The organism is Mycobacterium sp. SMC-14, from assembly GCF_046250075.1.
Taxonomy (GTDB): Bacteria; Actinomycetota; Actinomycetes; order Mycobacteriales; family Mycobacteriaceae; genus Mycobacterium.
In genome coordinates this window covers 4798384-4823686 of the sequence record NZ_CP176429.1, presented here as the reverse complement: position 1 = coordinate 4823686, position 25303 = coordinate 4798384, and the positions used below count along the sequence as shown (strand labels likewise).

The 25303-nt window shown below is 68.8% G+C and carries 25 protein-coding genes; 13 read left to right on the top strand and 12 right to left on the bottom strand.

Features of this window, described 5'->3' with window-relative positions; translation table 11 throughout:
- Positions 1-618 precede the first annotated feature (618 nt).
- From rpmH to ACKY0W_RS22245, 9 genes are all read left to right on the top strand, one after another.
- Positions 619-762: a 50S ribosomal protein L34 gene (gene rpmH, locus ACKY0W_RS22285; protein ID WP_024442093.1), complete on the top strand. Its 144-nt coding sequence runs from the start codon at positions 619-621 to the stop codon at positions 760-762.
- A 17-nt stretch (positions 763-779) separates the two neighbouring features.
- Positions 780-1178 carry a ribonuclease P protein component gene (rnpA, locus tag ACKY0W_RS22280; RefSeq protein WP_409435865.1) on the top strand — a complete coding sequence of 133 codons (399 nt, stop codon included), beginning with the start codon at positions 780-782 and terminating at the stop codon, positions 1176-1178.
- Positions 1178-1501 carry a membrane protein insertion efficiency factor YidD gene (gene yidD / locus ACKY0W_RS22275; RefSeq protein ID WP_409435864.1) on the top strand — a complete coding sequence of 108 codons (324 nt, stop codon included), beginning with the start codon at positions 1178-1180 and terminating at the stop codon, positions 1499-1501. Before rnpA ends, yidD begins: the two co-directional genes overlap by 1 nt.
- A 43-nt stretch (positions 1502-1544) precedes the next feature.
- Positions 1545-2585, top strand: a complete 1041-nt coding sequence (gene yidC / locus ACKY0W_RS22270; RefSeq protein ID WP_409437895.1) for a membrane protein insertase YidC — start codon at positions 1545-1547, stop codon at positions 2583-2585.
- Between the two features lie 54 nt (positions 2586-2639).
- A complete protein-coding gene (locus ACKY0W_RS22265; RefSeq protein ID WP_409435863.1) occupies positions 2640-3197 on the top strand; it encodes a protein jag in 558 nt (185 codons plus the stop codon).
- 80 nt (positions 3198-3277) lie between these two features.
- A complete protein-coding gene (gene rsmG, locus ACKY0W_RS22260; protein WP_409435862.1) occupies positions 3278-4003 on the top strand; it encodes a 16S rRNA (guanine(527)-N(7))-methyltransferase RsmG in 726 nt (241 codons plus the stop codon).
- Entirely contained in the window at positions 4000-4998 is a 999-nt protein-coding gene (locus ACKY0W_RS22255) for a ParA family protein (protein ID WP_409435861.1), read from the top strand. The genes rsmG and ACKY0W_RS22255 overlap by 4 nt, the downstream gene beginning before the upstream one ends.
- Positions 4999-5041: 43 nt before the next feature.
- Positions 5042-6040, top strand: coding sequence for a ParB/RepB/Spo0J family partition protein (locus ACKY0W_RS22250; RefSeq protein ID WP_409435860.1), 999 nt, complete (start codon positions 5042-5044; stop codon positions 6038-6040).
- A 223-nt stretch (positions 6041-6263) separates the two neighbouring features.
- Positions 6264-7052 (top strand): acetyltransferase, encoded by a 789-nt coding sequence (locus ACKY0W_RS22245; RefSeq protein ID WP_409435859.1) that lies wholly within the window; start codon positions 6264-6266, stop codon positions 7050-7052.
- A 30-nt stretch (positions 7053-7082) separates the two neighbouring features.
- Here the strand turns inward: ACKY0W_RS22245 and ACKY0W_RS22240 are convergent, their stop codons facing one another.
- From ACKY0W_RS22240 to ACKY0W_RS22205, 8 genes are all read right to left on the bottom strand, one after another.
- Positions 7083-8303 (bottom strand): N-acetylmuramoyl-L-alanine amidase, encoded by a 1221-nt coding sequence (locus ACKY0W_RS22240; RefSeq protein WP_409435858.1) that lies wholly within the window; start codon positions 8301-8303, stop codon positions 7083-7085.
- 167 nt (positions 8304-8470) lie between these two features.
- Positions 8471-8800 (bottom strand): thioredoxin, encoded by a 330-nt coding sequence (trxA, locus tag ACKY0W_RS22235; RefSeq protein WP_308485036.1) that lies wholly within the window; start codon positions 8798-8800, stop codon positions 8471-8473.
- A complete protein-coding gene (trxB, locus tag ACKY0W_RS22230) occupies positions 8797-9798 on the bottom strand; it encodes a thioredoxin-disulfide reductase (protein ID WP_409435857.1) in 1002 nt (333 codons plus the stop codon). Before trxB ends, trxA begins: the two co-directional genes overlap by 4 nt.
- A gap of 85 nt (positions 9799-9883) precedes the next feature.
- On the bottom strand, positions 9884-10315 hold the full coding sequence (locus ACKY0W_RS22225) for a hypothetical protein (protein WP_409435856.1): 432 nt from the start codon (positions 10313-10315) through the stop codon (positions 9884-9886).
- Between the two features lie 124 nt (positions 10316-10439).
- Positions 10440-11012: an RNA polymerase sigma factor SigM gene (sigM, locus tag ACKY0W_RS22220; RefSeq protein ID WP_409435855.1), complete on the bottom strand. Its 573-nt coding sequence runs from the start codon at positions 11010-11012 to the stop codon at positions 10440-10442.
- 86 nt (positions 11013-11098) lie between these two features.
- Positions 11099-14482: a murein biosynthesis integral membrane protein MurJ gene (gene murJ, locus ACKY0W_RS22215; RefSeq protein WP_409435854.1), complete on the bottom strand. Its 3384-nt coding sequence runs from the start codon at positions 14480-14482 to the stop codon at positions 11099-11101.
- Positions 14479-16770, bottom strand: a complete 2292-nt coding sequence (locus ACKY0W_RS22210; protein ID WP_409437894.1) for a hypothetical protein — start codon at positions 16768-16770, stop codon at positions 14479-14481. The genes murJ and ACKY0W_RS22210 overlap by 4 nt, the downstream gene beginning before the upstream one ends.
- 62 nt (positions 16771-16832) lie before the next feature.
- Positions 16833-17597 carry an NUDIX hydrolase gene (locus ACKY0W_RS22205; protein WP_409435853.1) on the bottom strand — a complete coding sequence of 255 codons (765 nt, stop codon included), beginning with the start codon at positions 17595-17597 and terminating at the stop codon, positions 16833-16835.
- 317 nt (positions 17598-17914) lie between these two features.
- On the opposite strand from ACKY0W_RS22205, the gene ACKY0W_RS22200 reads away from it, so the two are divergent.
- From ACKY0W_RS22200 to ACKY0W_RS22190, 3 genes are all read left to right on the top strand, one after another.
- Positions 17915-19372, top strand: a complete 1458-nt coding sequence (locus ACKY0W_RS22200) for a CCA tRNA nucleotidyltransferase (protein ID WP_409435852.1) — start codon at positions 17915-17917, stop codon at positions 19370-19372.
- 25 nt (positions 19373-19397) lie between these two features.
- Positions 19398-19928 (top strand): pullulanase, encoded by a 531-nt coding sequence (locus tag ACKY0W_RS22195; protein ID WP_409435851.1) that lies wholly within the window; start codon positions 19398-19400, stop codon positions 19926-19928.
- A gap of 102 nt (positions 19929-20030) precedes the next feature.
- On the top strand, positions 20031-20906 hold the full coding sequence (locus ACKY0W_RS22190; protein ID WP_409435850.1) for a PE-PPE domain-containing protein: 876 nt from the start codon (positions 20031-20033) through the stop codon (positions 20904-20906).
- Positions 20907-21012: 106 nt separating this feature from the next.
- On the opposite strand, the gene ACKY0W_RS22185 is transcribed toward ACKY0W_RS22190, so the two are convergent.
- Both ACKY0W_RS22185 and ACKY0W_RS22180 read right to left on the bottom strand, forming a co-directional pair.
- The gene (locus tag ACKY0W_RS22185) at positions 21013-21786 is read right to left on the bottom strand and encodes a TIGR03084 family metal-binding protein (RefSeq protein WP_409435849.1); all 774 of its coding nucleotides are present in this window, start codon (positions 21784-21786) and stop codon (positions 21013-21015) included.
- Entirely contained in the window at positions 21773-23077 is a 1305-nt protein-coding gene (locus tag ACKY0W_RS22180) for an MFS transporter (protein ID WP_409435848.1), read from the bottom strand. Before ACKY0W_RS22180 ends, ACKY0W_RS22185 begins: the two co-directional genes overlap by 14 nt.
- Before the next feature lie 128 nt (positions 23078-23205).
- Here ACKY0W_RS22180 and ACKY0W_RS22175 point away from each other — a divergent pair, with 128 nt between their 5' ends.
- The gene (locus ACKY0W_RS22175; RefSeq protein ID WP_409435847.1) at positions 23206-23811 is read left to right on the top strand and encodes a YqgE/AlgH family protein; all 606 of its coding nucleotides are present in this window, start codon (positions 23206-23208) and stop codon (positions 23809-23811) included.
- Between the two features lie 27 nt (positions 23812-23838).
- Here ACKY0W_RS22175 and ACKY0W_RS22170 read toward each other — a convergent pair whose 3' ends face one another.
- Together ACKY0W_RS22170 and ACKY0W_RS22165 are read right to left on the bottom strand one after the other, a co-directional pair.
- Positions 23839-24288 (bottom strand): hypothetical protein, encoded by a 450-nt coding sequence (locus tag ACKY0W_RS22170; RefSeq protein ID WP_409435846.1) that lies wholly within the window; start codon positions 24286-24288, stop codon positions 23839-23841.
- Positions 24289-24313: 25 nt separating this feature from the next.
- The gene (locus tag ACKY0W_RS22165; protein ID WP_409435845.1) at positions 24314-25240 is read right to left on the bottom strand and encodes an LpqN/LpqT family lipoprotein; all 927 of its coding nucleotides are present in this window, start codon (positions 25238-25240) and stop codon (positions 24314-24316) included.
- Positions 25241-25303 lie beyond the last annotated feature (63 nt).

Below are 25303 nucleotides of genomic sequence, written 5' to 3'. Positions count from 1 at the left end.
AGCCCCATCCCCCTGGTTCGACGCCGTCTGGACTGGCACCGTGGTGCATGGATGCCGTACCCGGACATGCTATCCACACAGTTATCCACAGGTGTGGATGAGGTGCGCATTCCGCGGTGAGGCCCTCTAGGCCGGTTGCTCAGCAACGGTTACTCCAGACAAAAGACGCAATATCTGAAGCGCCAGCCGCTTCGTGATCTTCGGTTCGTGGTCGAGAACCGCTCCGGTTCCGAAACGGCGCTGGCAAGCAAGTTAACAGGTTTCTGGGCGGACGACTACTCATTTCGCCGAGATGAATCGAAAGATAACGAGCGTCTTGAGACCGACCGATACGGGTGTGACCAGTGTGAATAGTGGGCCAGTTTCAGAGGGGGGCGAGTCGAGCACCGGACGGTGATGACGCCGGGGTTTGACCCGGCGAACCTGCGTCAGTACCCTCGAACAGTCGCCCGAACGCTGGCGATACGGCAGCGACCGGCCTTTGGCCGGAGCCCGCGCCGGTTACGAGCAAGACGCAGAAGTTCACCGAGCTTACCGAGTGCGTCGCGTGCGGCAGGCACAACGGGCTTCCGGTGTGTCGGGCTTACGCGACGCAAGATGCAATAAGGAGAGTGTGCCGTGGCCAAGGGCAAGCGGACCTTCCAGCCCAACAACCGTCGTCGGGCCCGTGTGCACGGGTTCCGGCTGCGGATGCGTACCCGCGCCGGTCGTGCCATCGTCACCGCCCGGCGTAGCAAGGGCCGGCGTTCGCTGACCGCCTGAGCACAGGCAGCTCGGCGGTGCTCCCGGCTCAGTACCGGATGAGACGATCGGCCGACTTCGGTGCAACGGTCAAGCATGGCCGAAGGGCAGTGCAGCCGGACGTCATCTTGTACGACCGAGTCATATGCGACCGACGGACGGACGTGTCCGAGGAGTCGGCGGGTGATTCCGTGACGGCACTGACGCCGCGCGTAGGTCTGATCATTGCCAAGTCGGTCGGGTCTGCGGTTGACCGGCATCGGGTGGCTCGCCGACTGCGCCATGTAGTCCGTGAGGTGTTGGCGGACCTGGAACCTCAAGAGCACCTGGTGATTCGGGCACTGCCTGGCAGTAAGGGTGCGACTTCGGATGTGCTCGGCATCCAGTTGCGTGCGGGCTTGCGGTCGATCCGCCGAGCAGCGGGGGCGGTGCGCTGATGCACGGAATCGCGGTCGCGCCAGTGCGCGGATTGATATTCGTCATCGAGCTGTACCGGCATCTGATCTCTCCACTGCGCCTGCCCAGCTGTCGCTTCATGCCGACCTGCAGCCAATACGCGGTGGACGCATTGACCGAATACGGATTGATTCGGGGCAGCTGGTTGGCCGCGGTACGGCTGGCGAAGTGTGGGCCGTGGCATGAAGGCGGATGGGACCCCATTCCCGAACGGTCCCAGGGAGCTGCCGAGTGCGGCTGCTCGACCGGAGACGCCCTGAACAAGCGCGACAATCGAGCGGAGGGTGAATACCGTGTCCTTTGATCCGGGCAGCCTGGACTACGTGTACTACCCGGTGTCGGGCATTATGTGGTTGTGGTACAAGGCTTTTGGCCTTCTACTGGGACCGGCGAGCTTCTTCACCTGGGCCCTGTCGGTGGTCTTCCTGGTGTTCACGTTGCGGGCACTGCTCTACAAGCCGTTCGTCAAGCAGATCCGGACAACCCGCCAAATGCAGGAGCTGCAGCCGCAGATCAAGGCGTTGCAGAAGAAGTACGGCAAGGACCGCCAGAAGATGGCGCTGGAGATGCAGAAGCTGCAGCGTGAGCACGGCTTCAACCCCATCCTGGGATGTCTGCCGATGCTCGCTCAGGTCCCGGTCTTCCTGGGCCTGTTCCATGTGCTGCGGTCGTTCAACCGGACCAGTACCGGGATCGGCCAGCTGGGACTGTCGCCGGATCTGAACCGTCAGCTGGGCAACTACTTCTTCAGCGCCGCCGACGTGGGCAACTTCCTGGACGCGAACCTGTTCGGTGCCCCGCTGGGCGCGACGATGATCCAACGGACCGGGTTGGATGCCTTCACCGAGTTCAACCGGGTCTCCGTTATCGCGGTCGGGGTGCCGATTATGATCGCGGCCGGTATCGCGACGTACTTCAACAGCCGGGCGTCGGTAGCGCGGCAGAGTCCCGAAGCCGCGGCGAACCCGCAGACCGCGATGATGAACAAGCTGGCGCTCTACGTCTTCCCGCTCGGCGTCGTGGTCGGTGGGCCGTTCCTGCCGCTGGCGATCATCCTGTACTGGTTCTCCAACAACATCTGGACGTTCGCCCAGCAGCACTACGTGTTCGGTCTGATCGCCAAAGAGGAAGAAGCGAAGAAGGACGAAGCGCTGCGCCGCCGCGCCGCCAACGCCCCGGCCCCCGGGGCTAAGCCGAAGCGGGCCGGTCGGGCGGCGACCACGGAGGCCGCGTTCGACGCCGAGGCTGCCGCGGAGGAGTCGAGCACGACCGAGGCGCAGGCCGGCGAGACCGGGAGCTCTGAGGGCGCCAAGCGGAACACCGGCCGGCCCGCTGCACGCGGCGGACGCCCCGGTGCCGGGGCGAAGCCGAAGAAACGCAAGCGGTGACGGGCCGCGACAAGCCAACCGGCGCGTGAGCCGCCGGGCACGGAGGGAGACGACATGACTGACACGACCGATTCGGACACCACGGAGCGCGAGGCTGTGGATTCCGAGGGGGAGACCCAGGAGGGCCAAGCCGCCCCCGGGGTCGACCTGGAAGATCGACTGGTTGCCGAAGGTGAGATCGCCGGCGACTACTTGGAAGAGTTGCTCGACCTGCTGGACTTCGACGGGGACATCGACCTGGATGTCGAAGGTCGTCGCGCGGTGGTCAGTATCGACGGCGGTTCAGACCTGACCAAGTTGGTCGGCCGCAAGGGCGAGGTGCTCGACGCGCTGCAGGAGCTGACCCGGTTGGCGGTGCATCAGAAGACCGGTGAGCGCAGCCGGTTGATGCTCGACATCGCCGGTTGGCGCCGTCAGCGTCGCGACGACTTGACCGCCCTGGGCGACGAGGTGGCCCGGCGAGTCTTGGAGAGCGGTTCCGACGAGGAACTGGCCCCGATGAGCCCGTTCGAACGTAAGATCGTCCACGATGCGGTGGCCGCCGTAGCCGGTGTGCACAGCGAGAGTCAGGGTGTCGAGCCGTCGCGTCGAGTAGTGGTTCGGCGGGACTGACGAGACCCAGCGACAGGGAATCACAGCCATGTGATTCCCTGTCTGCGGTCCGACCCCGGGAAGCCGGAGGAATGTTTCACGTGAAACATGTCGAGGGAACACCGGCACCCGAGCCACCCCCTGAGGCGGCGGAAGTATTCGGCGACCGGCTTTCTGTCGCCCAGCATTACGCGGCTCTGCTGGCGGGTGCCGGCGTAGAGCGCGGGCTGATCGGTCCCCGGGAAGTCGAACGGCTTTGGGACCGCCACCTGCTCAACTGCGCGGCGGTCGGCGAACTGCTGGAGCCTGCGGAGCGAGCGGCAGACATCGGAAGCGGCGCCGGCCTACCGGGGATACCGGTGGCGATTGTGCGGCCGGACGTTCCCATGATTCTCGTGGAGCCACTCCTTCGACGCAGCGAGTTCCTGCGTGAAGCGGTCGCCGAGCTCGGTCTCGATAACGTGCAAGTGGTGCGGGGGCGGGCCGAGGATCCAGCGGTGCGCGAGGCGGCGGGGGACTGCGATGTCGTGATGTCGCGAGCGGTCGCGAGCCTGGACAAGATCGGCCGGTGGAGCCTGCCGCTACTACGGACGGGCGGGCGGATGCTGGCGATGAAGGGGGAGCGGGCACAGGCCGAGGTCGAAGAGCACCGGGGCGCGATGGCGAGACTAGGCGCCAAGGACGTAAGGGTGGTGAGATGTGGCGTGAACTATTTAACCCCGCCCGCGACCGTGGTGCTGGCACTGCGGGCAGAGCCTCAAGCGAGGCGCCCACGCGGTCGGATGGCGGGCAGCCAGGCGCGACGGTCGAGCAGGAGGCAGGCATGAGCAGAGCAGTCCCCCCCAGCGTCACGCCCCGGCCGGCGGCCGCCAAGCGTGGCGGTTCCGCGGAGGTGGTTTCACGTGAAACATCGCCCGGGCCGGTTTCACGTGAAACATCGCCAGATTTTGTCGACACCCCGATCGGAGCGGCGGCCGAACGCGCGATGCAAGTGCTGCACACCAATAACCGACTGCCCCGCCCGAAGCGTCGGCGCGTGTTCACCGTGGCCAATCAGAAGGGCGGCGTCGGCAAGACCACGACGGCGGTCAACCTGGCCGCGGCCCTCGCCGTGCAGGGGATCAAGACCCTGGTGATCGATCTCGATCCGCAGGGCAACGCGAGCACCGCGTTGGGTATCGCAGACCGCAAATCGGGGACGCCGTCGTCCTACGAAGTTTTGATCGGGGCCATTCCGGTGACCGAGGCGCTCCAGCAGAGCCCCCACAACGAGCGGCTGTACTGCATCCCGGCCACCATTGATCTGGCCGGCGCCGAGATCGAGTTGGTGAGCATGGTGGCGCGGGAGAACCGACTGCGGAACGCCCTGACCGATCTGGACAGCTTCGACTTCGACTACGTCTTCATCGACTGCCCGCCGTCGTTGGGCCTCCTGACCGTCAACGCGTTGGTCGCCGCACCGGAGGTGCTGATCCCGATCCAGTGCGAGTACTACGCACTGGAAGGCGTGTCCCAGTTGATGCGCAATATCGAGATGGTCAAGGCGCACCTCAACCCGCGGCTGGAAGTGACCACCGTGCTGCTGACGATGTATGACGGGCGCACCAAGCTCGCGGACCAAGTCGCCGACGAGGTGCGCCGCTACTTCGGCGACCGGGTGCTGCGCACGGTGATCCCGCGCAGCGTCAAGGTGTCGGAAGCGCCGGGCTACAGCATGACGATCATCGATTACGACCCCGGCTCGCGCGGGGCGATGAGTTACCTGGACGCCAGTCGGGAGCTCGTCGAGCGCGACCTGGCCGACGGCGGCGGACAACCGTGACCGCCGATGTACGACGACCCGGAGAAGAACAGGAGCGCCACCGATGACCGGACCGTCGCGTAAGAAAGGCGGCTTGGGCCGCGGCCTGGCCTCGCTCATCCCGACGGGTCCCGGTGAGGGCAATGAGGCCCAGGGCGACCGCAGCGCCGACCTGGGCCCGCGCATGGGCGCTGCCGCTGCCGATGTAGTCCTAGGCGGCTTGGGCGGCACAGTGCCGGCGGCCACGCCCGACGTGGGCGCGGTGTACCGCGAGATCCGGCCGGCGGACATCGAGCCCAACCCACGCCAGCCCCGGCAGGTTTTCGACGACGAGGCACTGGCCGAGCTGGTGCATTCGATCCGGGAATTCGGGCTGATGCAGCCCATCGTGGTCCGGGCCGTGCCCGGCTCGTCGCGCTACCAGTTGGTCATGGGGGAGCGGCGTTGGCGGGCTTCCCAGCAAGCCGGTCTGGAGACCATCCCAGCGATCGTCCGGGAGACCGAGGACGACAACCTGTTGCGCGACGCGCTGCTGGAGAACATCCACCGGGTACAGCTGAACCCGTTGGAAGAGGCGGCCGCCTATCAGCAATTGCTGGACGAGTTCGGGGTGACCCACGACGAACTGGCCACCCGCATCGGTCGTTCCCGCCCCTTGGTGACCAACATGATCCGGCTGCTGCGTCTGCCTATCGCCGTGCAGCGCAGGGTCGCCGCCGGCGTCTTGTCGGCAGGCCATGCCCGGGCGCTGCTCTCCCTGGAGGCCGGATCCGAGGCCCAAGAGGAGCTTGCCGCGCGGATCGTGGCCGAGGGTCTGTCGGTACGGGCCACCGAGGAAGCGGTCACTTTGGCCAACCGGGGTGGTGCCTCGACACCGGTCGCTCCGCGGCGCAAGCCCATCCAGATGCCCGGACTGCAGGACGTCGCGGAGCGGTTGTCGACGACCTTCGACACTCGTGTGACGGTCAGTCTCGGTAAGCGCAAGGGCAAGATCGTGGTCGAATTCGGATCCGTCGACGATTTGCAGCGGATCGTGGCGATGATGGACTCCAAGACTTCCTGAGGCGTTGTAAGCCCAGGTCCAGGGCCACACGGCCGTTACGTCACTGTGACGCTACGGTGACCCCGGGCCGGTGGCGGAACTGAAACATGTTGATTAACAGCAGCTTTCGAAATTTCAAGGGGCCGACCCACCGAATGACGCCGCGGGTGGCATCCGGCGGCTCGACCCTCCTATCCTTAAGGGGCTGCCGTCGGCAGCAGCACGGGTTGAGACCGGGAGTCCAGTGTCTGTCCGAATCGCACCCCTGAAGCTCGAGGGTTTCGAGCAGCTTCCCAAGCACGCGCGCCGCTGTGTCTTCTGGGAGGTGGACCCGGCCACCCTCGGTAGCGACGATCACCTCTCGGACCCTGAGTTCGAGAAGGAAGCCTGGCTCTCGATGGTGATGTTGGAGTGGGGGACCTGCGGTCAGGTCGCCACGCCGTCGTCCGCCGCACGCGGGATCGGGGATCCGCCGTGCCTCGGCTACGTGCTGTATGCGCCACCGCGTGCGGTACCGCGAGCGCACCGATTTCCCACCGGGCCGGTTTCAGCCGACGCCGTGCTACTGACTTCGATCGGTGTCGATCCGGCTCCGATGGCAGACGGCCTGCCCCGGGAACTGATCTCCCGGGTAGTAGAGGAGTTGATGCGGCGCGGGGTCCGTGCCCTGGAGGCCTTCGGCCGTACGTCCGCGGTCTCCGAACTGCTGGATGCCGACACCGTGCCGCCCGACGTCGCGCCGGTGTTGGAGGCGGTCGGTGACTGCTCGGTGGAGCACTGCATCATCGCGGCGGACTTCCTGACCGACGTCGGGTTCACCGTGGTGGCGCCGCACCTGTACTTCCCGCGGCTGCGACTGGAACTCGACAAGGGCCTGGGGTGGAAGGCAGAAGTCGAGGCTGCGCTGGAGCGCTTGCTGGAGAGCTCACGGTTGGAGCAACCGATCGGTGCGGGCGCCCCCGCGGTGTCCGGCTCGGCGACCGGGTCAATGCGGCGGTCCCAGCTGGGGCTCTCCTGCGTTGAATCTCGCTGAACCGCCGGGGGTCAGGAACCGCGCCGGGGGTCAGGAACCGCCGAGCTGACCGGTCCGCTCGACCGACAGCTCGTGGGCCAGCAGTTCGGCGAAGGTGAAGGTTCCGGTCGGCCGGTCGTTCTTGCCGAGTAGATAGAGCCGCTTGACCGCGGCGAGCATGCCCTCGGCGATGGCATCGCGGGTTGCCGGAGAGGCCAGCATCCCGCGATCACGTGGGCTGGTGATGTAACCGACGTCGACCTCGACCGTGGGCATGCGGGTCAGGCGCAGCAGGTCCCAGGTCCGGCCATGTGCCCGGCAGTCCTGTAATCCGGTGCGGGCCACGATCTCTCGCTGGATGAAGTCCGCAAGATTGCGGCCAATGGTGGACACCGAACCATGCGAGTTGCCGAAGTGGAATGACGCCACACCGTTGGCCGCCGGGCTGCCGTGGGTGGCGCAGCGCAAGCTGATCATAAGGTCGGCGCCCACGGCGTTGGCGGTCGCGGCGCGCTCGGCGTCCGACGGATTGCGGCCGCTTGGACGGGACAGGAAGGTGTCCATCCCGATGGCCGTCATCCGGCCTTCCAAACGACTTGCCAAGTCCCACAAGATATCTGCTTCACTGATCGGACCCGAGGGGGTCTGGGTGATCAGCCCGTGGTCACGACCACCACGGCCCGGATCGATGACGATCCGCTTGCCGGACAGCCGAGGTCCGGACCGCCGCACCAGCTCCTCCTCGCGGATCGCGTGGGGAGAGCCGCCGGACACCCGCGAGGCTAGGAAGTTCAAGGAGCGCAACGTTTCCGGCCCGCAGATACCGTCGGCGTACAAGCCGTACTCGCGCTGATAAGACATCAGCGCGTTGTGTGTCTGGATGCCGAAGTAGCCGTCGACCAGACCGGTATAGAAGCCCAGATCCTGCAGACGCGCCTGCAGCGTGGCGACGTCGTCGCCGTACATCGGCGCCCCGAACTGATGGTTGAGAATGCGGGCGCCCAGGCGGTAGGACGCCTCCTTGAGCGCACGGTAGGTGGCCTCGCCGATCACGCCGTCGACGAGCAGCCCACGCTGCTGCTGGAAGGCACGCACCGCCTGGTCCAGGGCGTCGTCGAAGACATCCAATGCCACGTGTTTGCCGGTGCTCAGGTCCGCATCGGGGCTGTCCACCAGCCCAAGGGCGGCCAACGCTGCCCGGATCTCCACCACGGCACCGCTGCGGTCGCCACGACGCAGGCCCTGCTCGGTGCCGCGATGCCGACCCGACATTACTGAGCCCCTCCGGTTGTCGCTGTTGGCAATGGACCGTCGCTGGTGGTTGCCAGCAGATTAGCCAGAATTGTCTCAGATCCCCGGCCAATTTTCGAAAACGGCAAGGCAACAAACGGCACCTAAGAGCCGAGGCTCACAAGCGCGTCGGACGGTGCCCGGAATCGCTAGGTGGCGTCGGCGAGCTCGCGCAGCAGGGCCGCTTTGCCCTTGGCGCCCACGATCCGCTTCACCGGCTGACCGTCCTTGAACAGGATCAGGGTGGGGATGGAGACCACGTTGAAATCCCGCGCGGTGTCCGGGTTGGCGTCCACGTCGAGCTTGGCGACGGTGAGCTGGTCAGCCTGCTCCGCGGCGATCTCCTCCAGCACCGGGGCCACCATCTTGCAGGGGCCGCACCAGGTCGCCCAGAAGTCCACCAGTACGGGCTTGCTGCTGGCCAGGACATCGGCGGCGAAAGTGGCGTCGGAGACGTTCACCGTGGCGTGGTCGGTCATCGAGGTGCTCCCATCAAGGTTTCGGTACCGGTTTCGTGGGCGTCGGCGGTATCGGCCGCGTCTTCGGATTCTGCCAGCCAGCGTTCGGCGTCGATGGCGGCCGCACAGCCGGTCCCGGCGGCGGTGATCGCCTGCCGGTAGGTGCGGTCCACCAGGTCGCCGGCCGCGAACACCCCCTCCAGGGAGGTTCGGGAGCCCGGCTGCTGGACCAGCACGTAGCCGTCCGGGTCCAGGTCGACGGCTCCACGTACCAGCGCCGAGCGGGGGTCGTGGCCGATCGCGACGAACACCCCGGTCACCGGCAGGGTGGTCTCCTCGCCGGTCGCGGTGTCGCGCACCCGCAGCCCGGTCACGGTCGCCTCACCCTCCACGGCCACCGGGACGCTGTTGGTGAGGAACCGGATCTTGTCGTTCTCGCGGGCCCGGTTGAGCATGATCTTCGAGGCCCGGAACTCTTCGCGGCGGTGCACCAGGGTCACGCTGCGGGCGAAGCGGGTCAAGAAGGTGGCCTCCTCCATCGCGGAGTCGCCGCCGCCGATCACGGCGATGTCCTGGTCGCGGAAGAAGAATCCGTCGCAGGTCGCACACGAACTCACCCCGCGGCCGAGCAGTTCCTGCTCACCGGGGATGTTCAGGTAGCGGGCCGCAGCGCCCATGGCCAAGATGACCGCTCGGGCGCGGTGCGTCTCGCCGTCGGCGGTGACCACGGTCTTGACCGGTCCGTCCAGATCCACCGATTCGACGTCCTCCATGCGCAGGTCAGCGCCGAAGCGCAGCGCCTGCTCGCGCATCTCGTCCATCAGCTCCGGGCCCATGATCCCGTTGCGGAAGCCGGGGAAGTTCTCCACCTCGGTGGTGGTCATCAGCGCACCGCCGAAGGCGGTTCCCTCGAAGACCAGCGGGGCCAGTTGTGCCCGCGCGGCGTAGATCGCGGCGGTATACCCGGCCGGGCCGGAGCCGATGATGATCACATCGTAGGTGGATGGTGTCTCAGACATCGAGGGCCTTTCCGCGGGGATCTGGTTACTGGGGCTAGCAACGTCAGCGTAGGCGGCGATTGTTCCCGAACCTCGACGGACGGGTCTAGGGCCGCCGGATGGTCGTGTCGGCCAGCAGTCCGGTGTCTGCGGAACTGCAGTGTGGAGCCACCGCCAAGGCGCTGATTGTGCCCTCTGGCGTGCCCGGCAGCAGCAGAACGACCCCGGGGTGACCGTTGATCGTGATCTCACGGGCCCCGAGCACGCGCGTCGAGGCCGGGTAGCCCAGCCCGGCCAGGCAACCGGTCCGGCGTGCCGGATCGGCCAGTGGGCCGTATTCGGGGCGTCGGTCCAGCAGCTCGAGGAGCTCTGGTTCGGACAGCGGCAGCACCGCCGTCGGCGCGGACGCCACCGTTATGGCGTCCAACGAACGGGGGCCGCTGGGAGTGTCGCCGGGGAACCGGATCAACGCGGTCGTGCCGACCCCGATCGCGATCACCGCGGCCGCACCGCCGGCCCAGGCGGCGATCCGATTCAACCGGGGTAGCGGCCTGCTCGAGTGCGCCGGTGGACCGCAGGGGGCCCGGGATTGTTCGTCGCCCGCATCAATTGGCATGCCGCCGCTTCCGCTCGCTCTGGTAACCCGCCCTCCGGCGCCAAGGCTATCCGGCACGGGCCGGCCGGACCGCAGCGCCGGGCCCGGGGTGCAGGGATCGTCCGAGCAGTACGGCCAACCGGGCACGGCCGCGGGCGCAACGACTCTTGACGGTGCCCGGGGCCACGCCGAACGCGTGGGCGGCGTCGGCCACCGAATATCCCTGCATGTCGACGGCGACCACCGCTGCGCGCTGCTCGACCGGCAGCCGGCGTAACGCGGCGCCCACCTCCAGTGCGGTCTCGATCTCAGCGGTGCGATCACCGACGACGGGGTGCGTGACGAGCAGCTCGGTGTGAGCAACCTTGTTGCGGCGCAGGCGATCCAGGCAGGCGTTGATCACGATCCGATGCAACCAGCTGCCGACGGCGGCGTTGTGGCGAAACGATCCCGCCGCCCGATGCGCCGACAACATCGCCTCCTGCAGCGCGTCCTCGGCGTCTTGCGGACAGCCGGTGGTGAGCCGCGCCAGCCGGCGAAGCCGGCGGTGGTGGCGGCTGTAGAGCTCGCCGAACGCGTAGCGGTCACCGGCGACATGCGCGGCCAGCAGTTCGGCGTCGCTGCGGTCCCGGTGCCCCATGGGCGGACAGTAACCAGCGGTGGCGTCGTCGGCACTTCACCCAAACGAGCTGTGCACAGGCGGGCTGGGCGGTATCGGCGACCCGCTTAGGAGGAGGCTCCCTGCACGGTGATCTCAGAGATCTGGGTGCGGCTTTCGCCACCGGTGTTGCCCATCGTGGAGATCCACACCAGCAGGTTCGACGTCGGAGACGACGAGTCGGCGGTGATCTTGTTGGAGCCGGGCTGCAGCGCCTTTGCGGGCGCCAGCAAGGTGGTGTCTTCCAGACGCGACGGCTTCGGGGTCGGGGCGGACCGCAGCTCCACTCGAGTGCCGGTACTGGACACGTTGAGCGTGACGGTGCCGATCACCGTGGGCTTGGGCAGTTGCAGCATCAGCCCGACGCCGTTCTTGAAATTCGGGAAGGGCACCGGATCGGAGTAGGTGTCCGTCGACCAGGCGGTGGCCGGATTCCCGTCGATCGCCAGACCGGCGTCCTGGGGCCGGTCTGCTTCACCACCGGGGGAGAAGACCGTCACCTGGACGGGCTTGACGATGCCACTGGGCCCGGTCGTGCCTGGCTGCGACGACGCTGACGGACTGCTCAAGCCCAGTTCAGTCTTGTCCAACCCGTTGACGTCACCGAAGATCCGGTTGAGCACCGAGGCCAACACCAGCAGCGCGACCAGGATGACGGCCCCGCCAATGCCCAGGCCGATCAGCACCCGGCGGCGTCGCTCGGCCCGCGTCTCGTCGTCCGGTGGTGTGGGTGCCGGACGAGGCGCGGGCTGCTCCTCGCCGACCGTGCCCAACAGCTCGGTCTGCTCGTGCAGGGCGGTCGCCTGCTGCAGCAGGTTCGACAGCGTCGACGCGCCGCGGATCCCGCCGTCGGGCTGGATCGCGTGGCTGGCTGCCGCCGAGATCTGGAACGGGATGTCAGGGTTGATCGAGTCGGGCTTGACCGGGTTGCCGGCATCGTCCCGATCCGCCGGTTCCAGTCCGCCGTCGGCCCCGGCATCGGTCAGCGGCCACCGGTTGACCAGCAGTGCATACAGGGTGGCACCGATCCCGCGGATGTCGTCCTCGGGCTTGGTGTCGGGCAGCGTGGCGGGGAAGGCCAGCGTGACGTCGCCGTCGATGCTGACCCGCACCCGGGCCGGGTGGTCGATCGACAGGGCCACGCCGCTGTGGTGGGCGGACTCGGCCGCGGTGGCCAGCGACCGGATCGCCCGCGCGGCGCCGATCGGTGATGGCGACGTGCCGGCCACCTCCTGCAGCGAGGCGCCGCGCACCCATTCGGAGACCACCAGCCCGCCCGCACCGACGCGCACCACGTCAAGCACGCGGGCGATACCGGGCAGGTTGATCTGGCTGAGCCGCTGGGTGCGCGACAGGACGCCGGTGAGCTGGTCATCGGCCATGGTCTGATTCGGGTCGACGAAAGTCAGCGCGACCTGTCGATCCAGCGCGGTGTCCAGTGCCTGCCAGAACTGCAGCACCGCAGTGCCGCCGTGGCGTACCAGCAGCCGGTAGCGGCCGCCGGCGATGCTCAGGCCGGGTGTCAGCAAGCTGTCATTGCCGGCTGACTCGGGGGCCTCGGCGGCCCGCTGAGACTGCTGCGGAGCAACGGTCCGCGACGCGGCCGCAGACCCGGCGCCCTCGGAAGGAATGTCGGCCACCTCCGCGCCTTTCGGTGTCCGGCCACCGGCGATGTGCTCCGGCGGCGTATGCGCGACGGGATCGTTGGGCACGTCCCCGCCGGTTGTGGGCAAACGGTTGTGCTCAGCGTACGGGACGGCGAGATCGGGAGAAGGCGGGTTGGGCATGCTGATTGAGGCTCCTCGGGCACCTATTCTTCGGCGCACCGCGGCCAGGGCGGCAACGGCCTCGGGCACCTGCGCGCGGACCATGACCGCGCCGATGATCGGCAACATCACCAGCGCCATGACCAGCAGACGCAACATCGATCCCGCCGCGCCGTGGTCGGTCAGCATCCGTAGGCCCAGCACTCGATCCAGCACCTCGGCGACCAGCCCGGCCAGCAGCGACGCCGTCAGCGTCACCAGCACGGTGCGGATCACGTCCGGCCCCACCAGATGCCCACTGACCGGGCGCAGGGAGCGCCGCAGCAGCACGTGCCCGAGGACTGCCCCGGCAAGAAAGCCCAGACCGTTGGCCAGGCCGAGATAGGCGGCCACCAGATCCGGGTTGTCGGTCAGGTGCGGGGCCGCCACCGACGCGACGATCTTCACCGCGGTGATCACCACGATGATGGCGATGGGAGTCCACGGTTGTTCCCGGGCGTAGAAGACCCGCAGCTGCAGCAGCACCATGGCGTACGGGATCAACGTGAAGGCCGACATGGCGACCGCGGCGCCGAGGTAGCCCGCGTCCACGTTGCCGAAGTTGCCGTAGGCGAACAGCGCGCTGCCGATCGCCGGACCGCCGACGGTCATCAGCGACACGATCGGAATAAGGGTGATCATCATCAGCCGGGTGGCCAGCGACAGGTCGGCCAGCACCGCGGGGTCGTCGCCGGCGGCGGCGTTGCGGCTCAACCGGGGCATCACCACGGTCAGCACCGTTACGCCGATCATGCCGAACGGCAGCTGCAGCAGCAGCCAGGCGTAGTAGTAGATCGCCGGGCCGGACGCGGCAGCGGTGCTGGCGATCTGATTGGTCACCACCAGGCCGACCTGGCTGATCAAGACGTAGAGCACCATCGCCGAGGCCATCGTGCCGAAACGCTTGAGCCGGTCGTCGATTCCCCACAGCGGACGCAGGCTGATCCGCTCGCGGCGGATCGCCACCAGCAGAACCGCGGCCTGAGCGACGACACCCGCCGTGGTGCCCAGGCCGAGTACCAGCAGCTTGGCGTTGCCCATCCGCACCGGGTCGACCGACAGTTCCCCCGGTACCAGCAGGTAGGCCCCCAGGGCGGCGATCGCGACGACGTTGTTGACCACCGGTGCCCAAGCCGGTGCCCCGAAGATGTTGCGGGTGTTCAGGATTGCCATGAACACCGAGGACAACCCGTAGCAGATAACCTGCGGTAGCAGCAGATAGGCGAAGGCGATGGTCAGTGGCTCGTTGACCTGGGGGTCGCCGCCCAGCATCAACCGCACCAGCAGCGGTGCCGCCGCCACCGACATCACCGTGGTGGCCAGCAGCAGCGCGGTGGCCAGCGTGACCAGCCGTCGTACGAACGCGGCACCGCCGTCGGCGTCGTCGCGTTCGGCGCGGGCCAGCACCGGCACGAAGATCGCGGTGAACGTCGCCTCCAGCACCAGGGCGGCGATCTGATTCGGCAGCTGGTTGGCCACCGAGAAGGCGCTCGAGAGCGCCGCGCCCAGAATTGCTGCCAACAGCACCACCCGGATGAACCCGGTGATCCGACTGACCAGCGTGGCCAAGGCCATTCCCCAGGAGCGCGACACCACCGCGGCGTCGGTCAGCTCGGCGCGTGCGGGTTGCTGCGCCGGCGTGCTCATCGGTCTCCGCCTGGGTTGGAGGGGGGCGCGGGCAAGTCGGCGCGGTCGGGTTGGCCGCGGAAACGGTGCCAGAGCCGACGCCCGGTCAGCACCGTCAGCGCCGCGGCGGCGGTCATGGTGATCAGGAACAGCACCATGCCGTAGGCGTTGGAATGCACCGACAACCGCACGGACTCACCCAGCGGCAGACCGTCGGGAGTTTGCAGCGCCGCGTCGACGACGAAGTGCTGGTTGACGCGCACCTCGACCGGAACCCGCAGCGGCAGATACCCCGGCGGCAGTTCCAGTTCCCCGACATCGGTCACCGTCATTCCGGGTGGGGCCTCGACATGCAGCCGTACTCGGATCGGTACCGCCAGATCGTTGCGCAACGCCAGCGGCAACGGGCTGTGCTCGGTGGCCAGCGTGTAAGAGTCGGCGGGGTTGACGATGGTGACCGCGCCGATCAGGTCGGTGACGGTGTTGCCGATGATCGCCAGCCGCTGCGCCGCCAGGCCGTTGCGGACGTCGACCGGCTCGGACTGGGTCAGCGCGCGCAGCATGCCCTCGGCCAGTGGCGCCGTGTACGCCTCGCCGGTCAGGCCGGTGCGGGCGTCGGTGGTCAGCGCCGAGGTCAGACCCGACAGCCGACCGATGTCGTTGGCCACCGCGCCGATGACGTCGGGGCTGAAGCCGCCGGCCGGTTGTTGGGGCGGTAGCGGATGTTCGGGCAGGGCTGTGACGGCACGCGATTCGGCGATCACCGCGGTCAGCGGCCGGGCCACGGCCAGTCCGGACCGCAGCGCGGTGGCCAAGGTGGTCAGCACGGCCTGGGCGTCGTCGGCGCGGGGCTTCCAGTACGCCGGCGGCATCAGAATCTCGTCGCGTAGCGCGCCCGGATTCTCCGGGGATTCCAGTCCGCGCCACAGCATGGAGCCCAGGGCGTCCTGGCGCCGGGCCAACGCCGAGTCGTGACGAAGCCGGACGGCCAGCGAGCCGTCCTGGTAGCTGGGTGCGACCGGATCGGTGCCCATCGCTGCCAGCGCGGCACCGACGGCGGGGTCGTAGGGCACGGCCACCAGCTGTGGGGACAGCCGCCGCGGGGTGAGGTCGGCGGTGGCGGACGCGCCGGCCGCGGTGTCCTGGGCCGCGCAGTCGCCGGCGGTGATCACCACCGTGTCGCCCTGCGCACCGATCAGGTCCGCGGCGCCGGCCGTGAGCCGGCCGTCGCCGAGCAGGACCGCACCACGGGTCGAGGTCACCTCGAGGATGCGGTCGACGATGTCGGCGGGCTTGTGTACCGCGATCTCGTCGAGCCGTGCGTCGCCCACCCGCGCCAGCGCGTCCAGGTCGGCCTGTGCGTAGGGGGTTGCCGTGACACAGGTGTGGTGCGCCAACCGGCGCAGCCGTTCCAGCCAGGTCCGGGCGGCGTCGCGGCCGGTGCCCGGATGCGAAGTGGCGCTGTCCGGGGAGTCGGCGACGACGTACCCGCTGGTCATCGCGTTGACGGTGACGACCAGGTCGGGGTCGACGGCCAGACACAGTGCTTGGTTGACCACGCCGTTTGCGTCGACTGCGGGACTGGTGGCGAATTCGGCGGCGGACAGCAGCGCATCGAGGCGCCCGCCGGGGGCCAGCGATGTCGCCAGGTCATCGTCGGTGAGCTGAACCGGCAGGGTGCCGCCGGGCGCCCCGGGGGTCAGCCGGGGCCGATCGGCCAGCGGCCAGAACATGGTGAGCCGCACCGGCTGGGAGATGTCGGGGGCGACGGCGCCGGCGGACAGGTCGGAGTCCGCGTCGGGCTTGGGCAGCCCGGTCACCGGGAGCAGGAAGCGGGCGTCGTCGAGCCGGGTCGGCTCGCCGTAGTCGGGCGTCCCGTTGACGTTGACCAGTACCGGATAGATGCCGGGGTGGTCGACGTTCAAGGCCGGTTCGCTCGCCGAGCGCAGCGGCGCCGACAGCGTGAAGCGGGCTTCCTGACCGCGCTGCAGTTCGGTCGCCACGGTGCTGAACGTGCCCACCGGGCGGTACTGGTCGTTGGCCCCGCGCAGGTTGGTGCGCAACCCGGCCGAGGAGGCGACGGCGCCGGCCTGCTCGAGGCGCACCATCACATCGCGGACCGGCCGGTCCCCGACATTGCTCACCGTGCCGGCGACGGTGACCAGGGGGGCGCTGGAGGTGGTGACAACCTCCGGGGTGACGCGGTCGATCCGGATCTGGACGAACGGAGCCACGTCGGGTTCGCCGGCGGGAGCGTGCGGGGCGGCGCCGCCGAGCGCTGTGCCGAGGGTCATCAGGAGGGCGGCCATCACCGCCGGGAGGGCCGCCAACCGCCTCGGCGAGTGACCCTCACCGCTTCGTCGCGTGCGGGTCACGGGTCTAGCCTGCGACCGTTCTTCCGGTCCGGCGAGTTCTCGCCTGTGCGAGTACGGCGGGCGCGGGAATGCGTCTGCGGGCGTCGCCAGGGTGCGGTCACCGGAAGGGGCGGCAGGGCGGCCGGGCCGTCGGCCTGCAGCCGGTCGATCAATTCATCGGCGACCAGCGCCAAGCGTCGTTCGTCGGCGTAGGCCAAGCGGGACGGCAGCTCCCGGATGGGCACCCACGCCACTTCGGCGACCTCCACGTCGTCGTCGCACAGCTCCCCGCTGGAGAACCGCAGCAAGTAGTGGTGCACGGTCTTGTGCACCCGGCGACCGTCGGTGACGAACCAGTAGTCGATGCTGCCCAGGGCGGCCAGCACGCTGCCCTGCACGCCGGTCTCTTCGGCGACTTCGCGGATGGCGGTCTGCTCGGCGGTCTCACCGACTTCGATATGTCCTTTGGGCAGTGACCACAGCATCCTGCCGCGCCGGTCGACGCGCCCGATCAGTGCCGCGACCTGTCCTTCCCGCGGACCGTCGATGCCGTCGACGACAAGTCCGCCCGCGGATGTCTCGTGCACCGTGCGCAACCGTTCCGGCCCGTGCCGCGCGGTGCGGGGCCGGCGCTGGGCCGCCCGACTGGGCGTCGCGCTCGGGATGGGGCTGGCATCGGTGGCCGGGGATTCGGCGTGGTTGATTTTCGGACCAGACGTGCGTCGACCACGGCGCCGCCTGCGGCGCCGTCCCGAATTGGCTTCTCCGCCGTCGGCCGACACCCATGCGATAGTAGCTGGCACGCTTGGGCCGACCTGCCTCCCTCGCCGGTGTCCCGCGCCGCCCGGTTTCGTTGTGTGCAGTCCGCCGAGTGTGCGGAATCCTCGGCGCGGCCCGCGAAAAACCTACGAAATCGCATACTCGGCAGCGGGCGGGTGATGACTTGCCCGGCTTCGCCGTCCTCGCGACCACCGCTGGGTTGATGGCGGTGGCCCGCTTCGCCCGGCTTCGCCGTCCTCGCGACCACCGCTGGGTTGATGGCGGTGGCCCGCTTCGCCCGGCTTCGCCGTCCTCGCGACCACCGCTAAGCTCATCGAACGTGCCTGATGCCCATCGCGACGACGCCGACCTGCTGACCACGGCGGCCGTTGAGCTGAACCGGCACGCCGAGTTGCTGCGCAGCCTCGGCGCGATGTTCGCCGAAGCCGGCCAGGAGATCTACCTGGTCGGGGGATCGGTCCGCGATGCGCTGTTGGGCCGGCCGAGCCCGGATCTGGATTTCACCACCGATGCGCGCCCCGAACAGGTGCAGCGCATTCTGCGGGGGCGGATCGAGGCGATGTGGGACACCGGCATCGACTTCGGCACCGTGGGCGCAACGCTGGGTGGCCAACGCGTGGAGATCACCACCTTCCGGGCCGACAAATATGACCAGGTCTCCCGCAATCCCGAGGTGCGCTTCGGCGATTCGCTCGACGAGGACCTGGTGCGCCGTGACTTCACGGCCAATGCGATGGCGGTCCGCATCACCCCGGCCGGACCGGGGGAGTTCCTCGACCCGCTCGGCGGCCTGGCGGCCCTGCGGGATCGTGTGCTCGACACCCCGACCGCACCGCAGGATTCCTTCGGCGACGACCCGCTCCGGATGTTGCGCGCCGCGCGGTTCGTCTCTCAACTCGGGTTCACCGTGGCGCCACGGGTGCGGGCCGCGATCGAGGACATGGCGCCGCAGCTCGCTCGCATCACCGTGGAACGCGTGGCCGCCGAATTGGACAAGTTGTTGGTGGGCGCCGACCCGGTGGCCGGTCTGGACCTGATGGTGGCCACCGGGATGGGCGATGTGGTGCTGCCCGAGGTCGGCGGCATGCGGATGGCGATCGACGAGCATCACCAGCACAAGGACGTCTACCAGCACTCGCTGACCGTGCTGCGCCAGGCGATCGACCTCGAGGACCGAGGACCCGAAGGCGGTCCCGATCTGGTGCTGCGCTGGGCGGCGTTGCTGCACGACATCGGCAAGCCGGCCACCCGCCGGCACGAAACTGACGGAGGAGTCAGTTTTCACCACCACGAGGTGGTGGGCGCGAAGATGGCCCGGAAACGGATGCGTGCGCTGCGCTACTCCAAGCAGATGATCGACGACGTGTCCCAGCTGGTCTACCTGCATCTGCGCTTCCACGGTTACGGCGACGGCAAGTGGACCGACTCGGCGGTGCGACGTTATGTCACCGATGCGGGACCGCTGTTGGGACGGCTGCACAAGCTGGTCCGGGCGGATTGCACCACCCGCAACAAGCGGCGCGCGGCGCGCCTGCAGGCCAGCTACGACCAGCTCGAAGAGCGGATCGCCGTCCTGGCCGAGCAGGAAGACCTACAGCGGGTGCGGCCGGACCTGGACGGCAACGAGATCATGGCGCTGCTCGACATCCCGGCCGGCCCGCAGGTGGGCCGCGCGTGGAGCTATCTCAAGGAGCTGCGCCTGGAGCGCGGGCCGTTGACTCGCGAGGAGGCGACCGCCGAGTTGCTGTCGTGGTGGCAGACCCAGGGGAACCGATAGCGGCAGCTGCGCGTCTGAGCAGGGTATGGACTACTGCCTGGGCGACGGTGAGGGCGCGGCCACGATGTGGACCGGCGCTGCGGACTTGGATCTTGACGGGGACGGGTTGGCCGACGCCATCAGCCTCGATTTCGACGGCGACGGCCTCCGCGACGACGCGCTAGTGGATCTTGACGGGGACGGGGTCGCCGATCATCTCCTGCTGGACCTCGACGACGACGGCACCCCGGAGGCCTCCTTCGTCGACGACGGCTCCGGCACCTGGGGGCACGGCGCGGTGGCGGTCTCGGCGGATCGATCGGGCGGGCTGCGCTGGCTGGGACTCGACGACGTCGAGCACACCGGCGGTCCGCTGGTGGATTTCGACGGCGACGGGCGTGTCAACGACCGGCTGCTGGACTCCGACGGCGACGGACGGGCCGATCGGGTGCTGATCGGCAGTGAGGCGGGTCGCTATGGGGCGGCCTACGTCGATACCGACGGTGACGGGCGGTGGAACGTCAGGCTCACCGACGCCGATGGTGACGGTGCCGCCGACGGCGCCACCGTGTTGTGAACTGCCGGGCATCTAGGGGTATCGCAGAACGGCGAAGCCGGAAATACTGAACCCCGGCGACATCTTTGCCTCGGGTAAGACACCCCACGGGGGGAGGCACTAATGAAGAAGATGCGGGTCGGTGCTCTCCTGGGGGCACCGCTGGTGGCCGCGCCGACGGTGATCGGGGCGGTCGGTGGCGCGGGCGTGGCCGCCGGTGCTGAGCACCGGATCCTCGAGTACGGCCTGACCGCAGAAGCCCTGGTCATGATCCCGGCGATGAACCAGGATTGGCTTGACCTGAGCAAAGAGCTCTACCTGGTGCCGAGCGGATTCGCCCCAGACGGGACGGCGACGTTTCTGCAGGTGCCGGAGACCAACGACCTGAACGCCAGCCTGGCCGGTGCCACCGGCATCCTGACGGCCGCGATCGAGGAACGCTGGGACGCCGGCGATTTCAGTGCCGCAGACCCGCTGTACGTTTTCGGCTACTCCCAGGCGTCGGTCGCCGCAGGCCAGGCTCAGCTACTGCTCGCCGCATACGGGATACCCACGGATGCACTGCATTTCGTGTTGGTGGGTGACAGTGCCGCGGAGGGCGGTTTCTTGAGCGGGTTCATGGACACGCTGCTCAGCTGGTTTCCGGAGTCCTGGCATGACGGCGTGACGGCGATGGCTACGCAGATCTTCACCTGGCTTCATATCGATGACGCGATGGGCCTCACCACCCCGAGCGACCTGTACCCGACCGACGTCTACAGCCTGTCAAGCGACGGATTCGCCAATTGGGATGGCGGACAGAACTTCCTAGGCATGTTCGTCGACCACCTGGCGTACCTGGGCTTGTCGCCGGAGGAGATCGCCAGTGCTCAACTCGACCCCGACCTCGGCTCGGCGCTGACTCAATACTTCGTGATCGACGGTGCCAACGTGGACATGTTCCAAGCCCTGATGAACTCGTTCGTGATGATCATGGACGGGCTGGTGGGGTTGCTGTAGCGCGCTCAGCGCCCCCGCGGTGCTGATGCGGCTCCGGCTCTCTTCGCGCAAGCGCTCATCGACCGGAGCTCGGCTGATTCGGCTCCGGCTCTCTTCGCGCAAGCGCTCATCGACCGGAGCCGGGAGGTCCCGCGAAGGCTTGGGCGATCTCCAACCAGCGCTGCGCGTCGTCGCCGTGGGCGGAGACGTCCAGGTCAGCCAGCGCGCGCCGTTGCGTGACCAGAAAGCAGAAGTCCTCGGCGGTGCCGGTCACCCGCTGGTCAGCGTTCACCGGGCCCCATGCCCACACCCCGCCCTCGGGCGCGTGTAGTTCCACGTGAAACGGTTCGGCCGGCGGCGTCAGGTTGTGCACGCTGAAGGCGAAATCCCGGGTCCGCACCCCCAGATGCGCGATCGACCGCAACCGCGCCGTCGGGCGTCGCCGCACCCCGAGAGCGTCGGCCACGTCCAGACCGTGCGCCCAGGTCTCCATCAACCGTGCGGTAGCCATCGAGGCGGCGCTCATCGGCGGGCCGAACCACGGCAGCTTGCGCCCGTCGACCACTTCGAGCAGCGCCTCGTGCAGCTTCGCGCGGGTGGAGCGCCAGTCCGCCAGCAGTTCGGCCGGCGGCAGCTGGGCCAGGTCGGCGGCGCCGGCGTCTACGAATCCGGCCGGATCCTTCATCGCTTCGGTGAGGGCGGCGGCAAAACCCGCCTCGTCGGTGATGGCGGTCAACGACACCCGGTCGGTCCACAGCAGATGACCGATCTGATGGGCGATCGTCCAGCCGGCCGCCGGTGTGGGCGTGCCCCACTGACTGTCGACAAGCGGGGCCACCAGGGCGTCGAGTTCGTCGCTTTCGGCACTCAGGTCGGCGACAATCGATTCAGTTTCGGCCATGTTCGTACTTTAGGCCCACCGGTTCGCGGCGCCGCCCGACGAACGCGTGCCCGGCCAAACCGGCCAGATACAGCAGGGTGCCGGCCACGATCAGCGACGGAGCCTGTCCATCGGGGGGAATCAGCGCCGCGGCCCCGGCCACGGCGAGGATGAACGACAGCCAGAACAGCGAATCCTGCACCGCGAAAACATGTCCGCGCAGGGCGTCGTCGACGTCGATCTGCATCGCGGTGTCGGCGCACAGTTTGACCACCTGCCCGGCCACTCCGAGCAGGAAACCGCACGACACCAGCACCGGCAGGTACAGCCCGACGGCGGCGAGCTGAATGACCGCAGCCGCCGCCAGGGCACCGTTGGTGGTGGCGTAGCGGCCCCAGCGGTGCACCGCCGGCGGGGTCAGCAGCGTGGCCAGAAACGACCCGGCGCCGGCTGAGGCGACGAACAAGGCCGTGGTTCCCAGGCCGGACACCGTGTGCTCGCCGACGTGCCGGACCAGCACCAGCACCAGCAGGGTGTTGATGCCGAAAGCCATCCGGTGCGCGGCCAGTCCGCACAGGGTGGCGGCCACGGTGGGCCGGTCGCGCACCGTGCGGATGCCGTGCATCCAGCCCGTCGTCACCGCATAGAGCACCGAGCCGTGAATTGCGCGCTTGGTGTCGTCGGGTCCGAGCACATGGGCCTCGAAGCGCACCGAGAGAACCAGAGCGACCGCGACCGGCAGGGCCACCGCGGCGATGATCGACGCCGCACCGCGATCGTCGGTGCCCACCAGCCAGCGCGGCAGCAGCATGAAGTTGGCGCCCAGAAAAGCAGCCACCGCACCGGTCGCGATCGCCAGCGCGTTCATCGTCACGACCTGGTCGCGCGGCACCACGTGCGGCAGCGCCGCCGACAGCCCGGAGGCGATGAACCGGGTGAAGCCGTTGGCGATCAGGGCCGCGCACAGCACCGGCAGATCACCGGCGCCGACGGCCAGAAGCGCCGCGATCCCGAGTACCAGCACCAGCCGGGCGATGTTGGCCACCACCATCACCTGGCGGCGGTCCCAGCGGTCCAGCAGGGCGCCGGCGAACGGCCCCAGCACCGAATACGGCAGGAACAGCACGGCGAAGGCGCCCGCGATCGCCCACGGGGAGGCGGCCCGGTCCGGGTTGAACAGCAGTGCTCCGGCCAACCCGGCTTGGAACAGACCGTCGCCGAATTGGCTGGCGGCGCGCAGTTCCAGCAGGCGGCGGAACTCCGGCAGGCCACGCGCCGACCGCCACAGTGATGCGGGTGCGCGGTTGTCCACCACAGAACCTCTTCCAGACTCGGGCGGCGGCGCGGCGCCGGCCCCAAACCAGCCTACAAATATTGCGGGTCGGCCGATGTTCGGCACAGCACAACACGAATGACGGCGGCGGGTGCCATGATGGAAAAATGGCCCAACCCGAAGACCCCGAGGACTATGTCGCGCCCGCTGCGCATCGGGTCCGGGCCGGCACGCTGCTGTTGGCCAACACCGATCTGCTCGAACCCACCTTCCGCCGCACGGTGATCTACGTGGTCGAGCACAACGACGGTGGAACCTTGGGCGTGGTGCTCAACCGCCCCAGTGAAACCGCCGTCTACAACGTGCTGCCGCAGTGGTCGGAGCTGGCCGCCAAGCCCAAAACCATGTTCATCGGCGGCCCGGTGAAACGCGACGCCGCTCTATGCGTCGGTCTGTTGCGGGTCGGCGTCGAACCCCACGGTGTGCCCGGCCTCCGCCACATCGACGGCCGCCTGGTGATGGTCGACCTCGACGCGGACCCGGAGACCGTCGCGCCGCATGTGGAGGGCGTGCGGATCTTCGCCGGCTACGCCGGCTGGACCATCGGCCAGCTCGAGGGAGAGATCGAGCGCGACGACTGGATCGTGCTGTCGGCCCTGCCGTCGGATGTGATGGTCCCGCCGCGAGTCGACCTGTGGGGGCGGGCCCTGCGACGGCAGCCCTGGCCCACCGCGCTGTTGGCCACCCATCCGATCGACATCAGCCGTAACTGAGCCGGCGGCGAGCGCCGCTCGAGCGACCTAGCCGCAGCCGCAGCCGCTGCCGCACCCGGAGGCCGGCTCCGGCGGCGCGCTCTCGGAGCAGCCACAGCCCGCTCCGCAACCCGTCTCTTCGACGGGCGCGCTGTCGCCGCAGCAACCGCCGGACCCGCAACAGCCGGCATCGGCCGCCGCGGTGGCCGATGCCGACAGCCGAGCCGCGTAACGGGCGCCCTGCCAGGCCCCGGCGGCCAGGGTGGCGAGCGCCCCGGTGATCGAGATGATCAGCGCCAGCAGTGCCATCGACGACGGGCCGGCCAGCACCAGCAGACCGCCCGCCCCCAGGATCACCCCGACCGCGACCTGGGCGGGTGCGACGGCTCGCAATACCAGTTGCTCGGGGTCACCGGTGAGGGGCCGCACCAGGGTCCGAACCCCGAACCCCAGCGACACCACGGCCGCAACCAGGCACAACACACCCATGATCAGCATGGGCTACACAATACGAGCCCGGCGATCAGCCCGTGGTGCCCACCTGGTGGCGAATCGTGCCCGATTCCACCGGAGGGTGGGGGGCATCAGATGGCGGAACGGTGCCCACCTGGTGCCGCACCGTGCCCGATTGCACCGGACCGCTGGGGGCGGGGGGCGGCGGGTTGGTACCGGGCCGCTCGACGCGGAAGCCGTTGATGATCCCGTCGGTCGCCGGAGCGGTGCCGATCGCCCGGCCGGCGCCGGTGGTCACCGTCAGGGACACCAGGTAGGCCGCATCGTCCGTCGGCACGATCACGTGACGGCGCGAGGTGTTCAGCGTCATGTCGGCGTCGCGATAGGTCCCCTCGATGCTCGAGGAGGGGAACCCGTTGAAGTCGTCGAGGGAGGCGTTGGTGGTCTGCCAGGCCATCAGCGTCTGGCTGTCGACGAACCCGTGGGTGATCGCTTCCTTCGGGTCGAACTGCCCGCTCAACCGGTACACCACGACCTGGGCATTGGGGGTGTAGAGCGATCCACTGCGCCGGTCGGCGATCACGGCGAACGCGTCGGGGACGTTGGGGTCGGGCACGTGGGACCAGCCCGCCGGCATCGGCAGGGTGATGTTGAACGCGTTGAACCCGGCGGGCTGCTGCGGCTCCAGCTGCACCTTCTTGGCCGCGAAGTACTCGCGCAGGGTGCCAGAGGTCGCCGGGACCAGACCGCTCGGCGGCGCCGGCGGTGCTACGGCAGCCGGAGCAGCCGGGAGGGCGGGCGCCGGCGCCGCGGGACGCGGCGCCGCCGCAAGCGGCCCGGTCACCGGTGCCGCCGCCGGCTGGGCGGGTGGGCTGTAGGGGCTCGGCTGCGCCGGGACCAGCGGATCGGCCGCCACGGCGGGAATACCGGCCAAGCCCGCCGCCATGACAGCGGCGCAGCCGAAGAGGAGTCGCCAACGGTGCGCGGTGTTCGTCATCTCCAGGGTCCTTCCGGGGCGGGCCGGGCAGCGATGCCCTGGCCGTGAAATGACGGTAGCCAG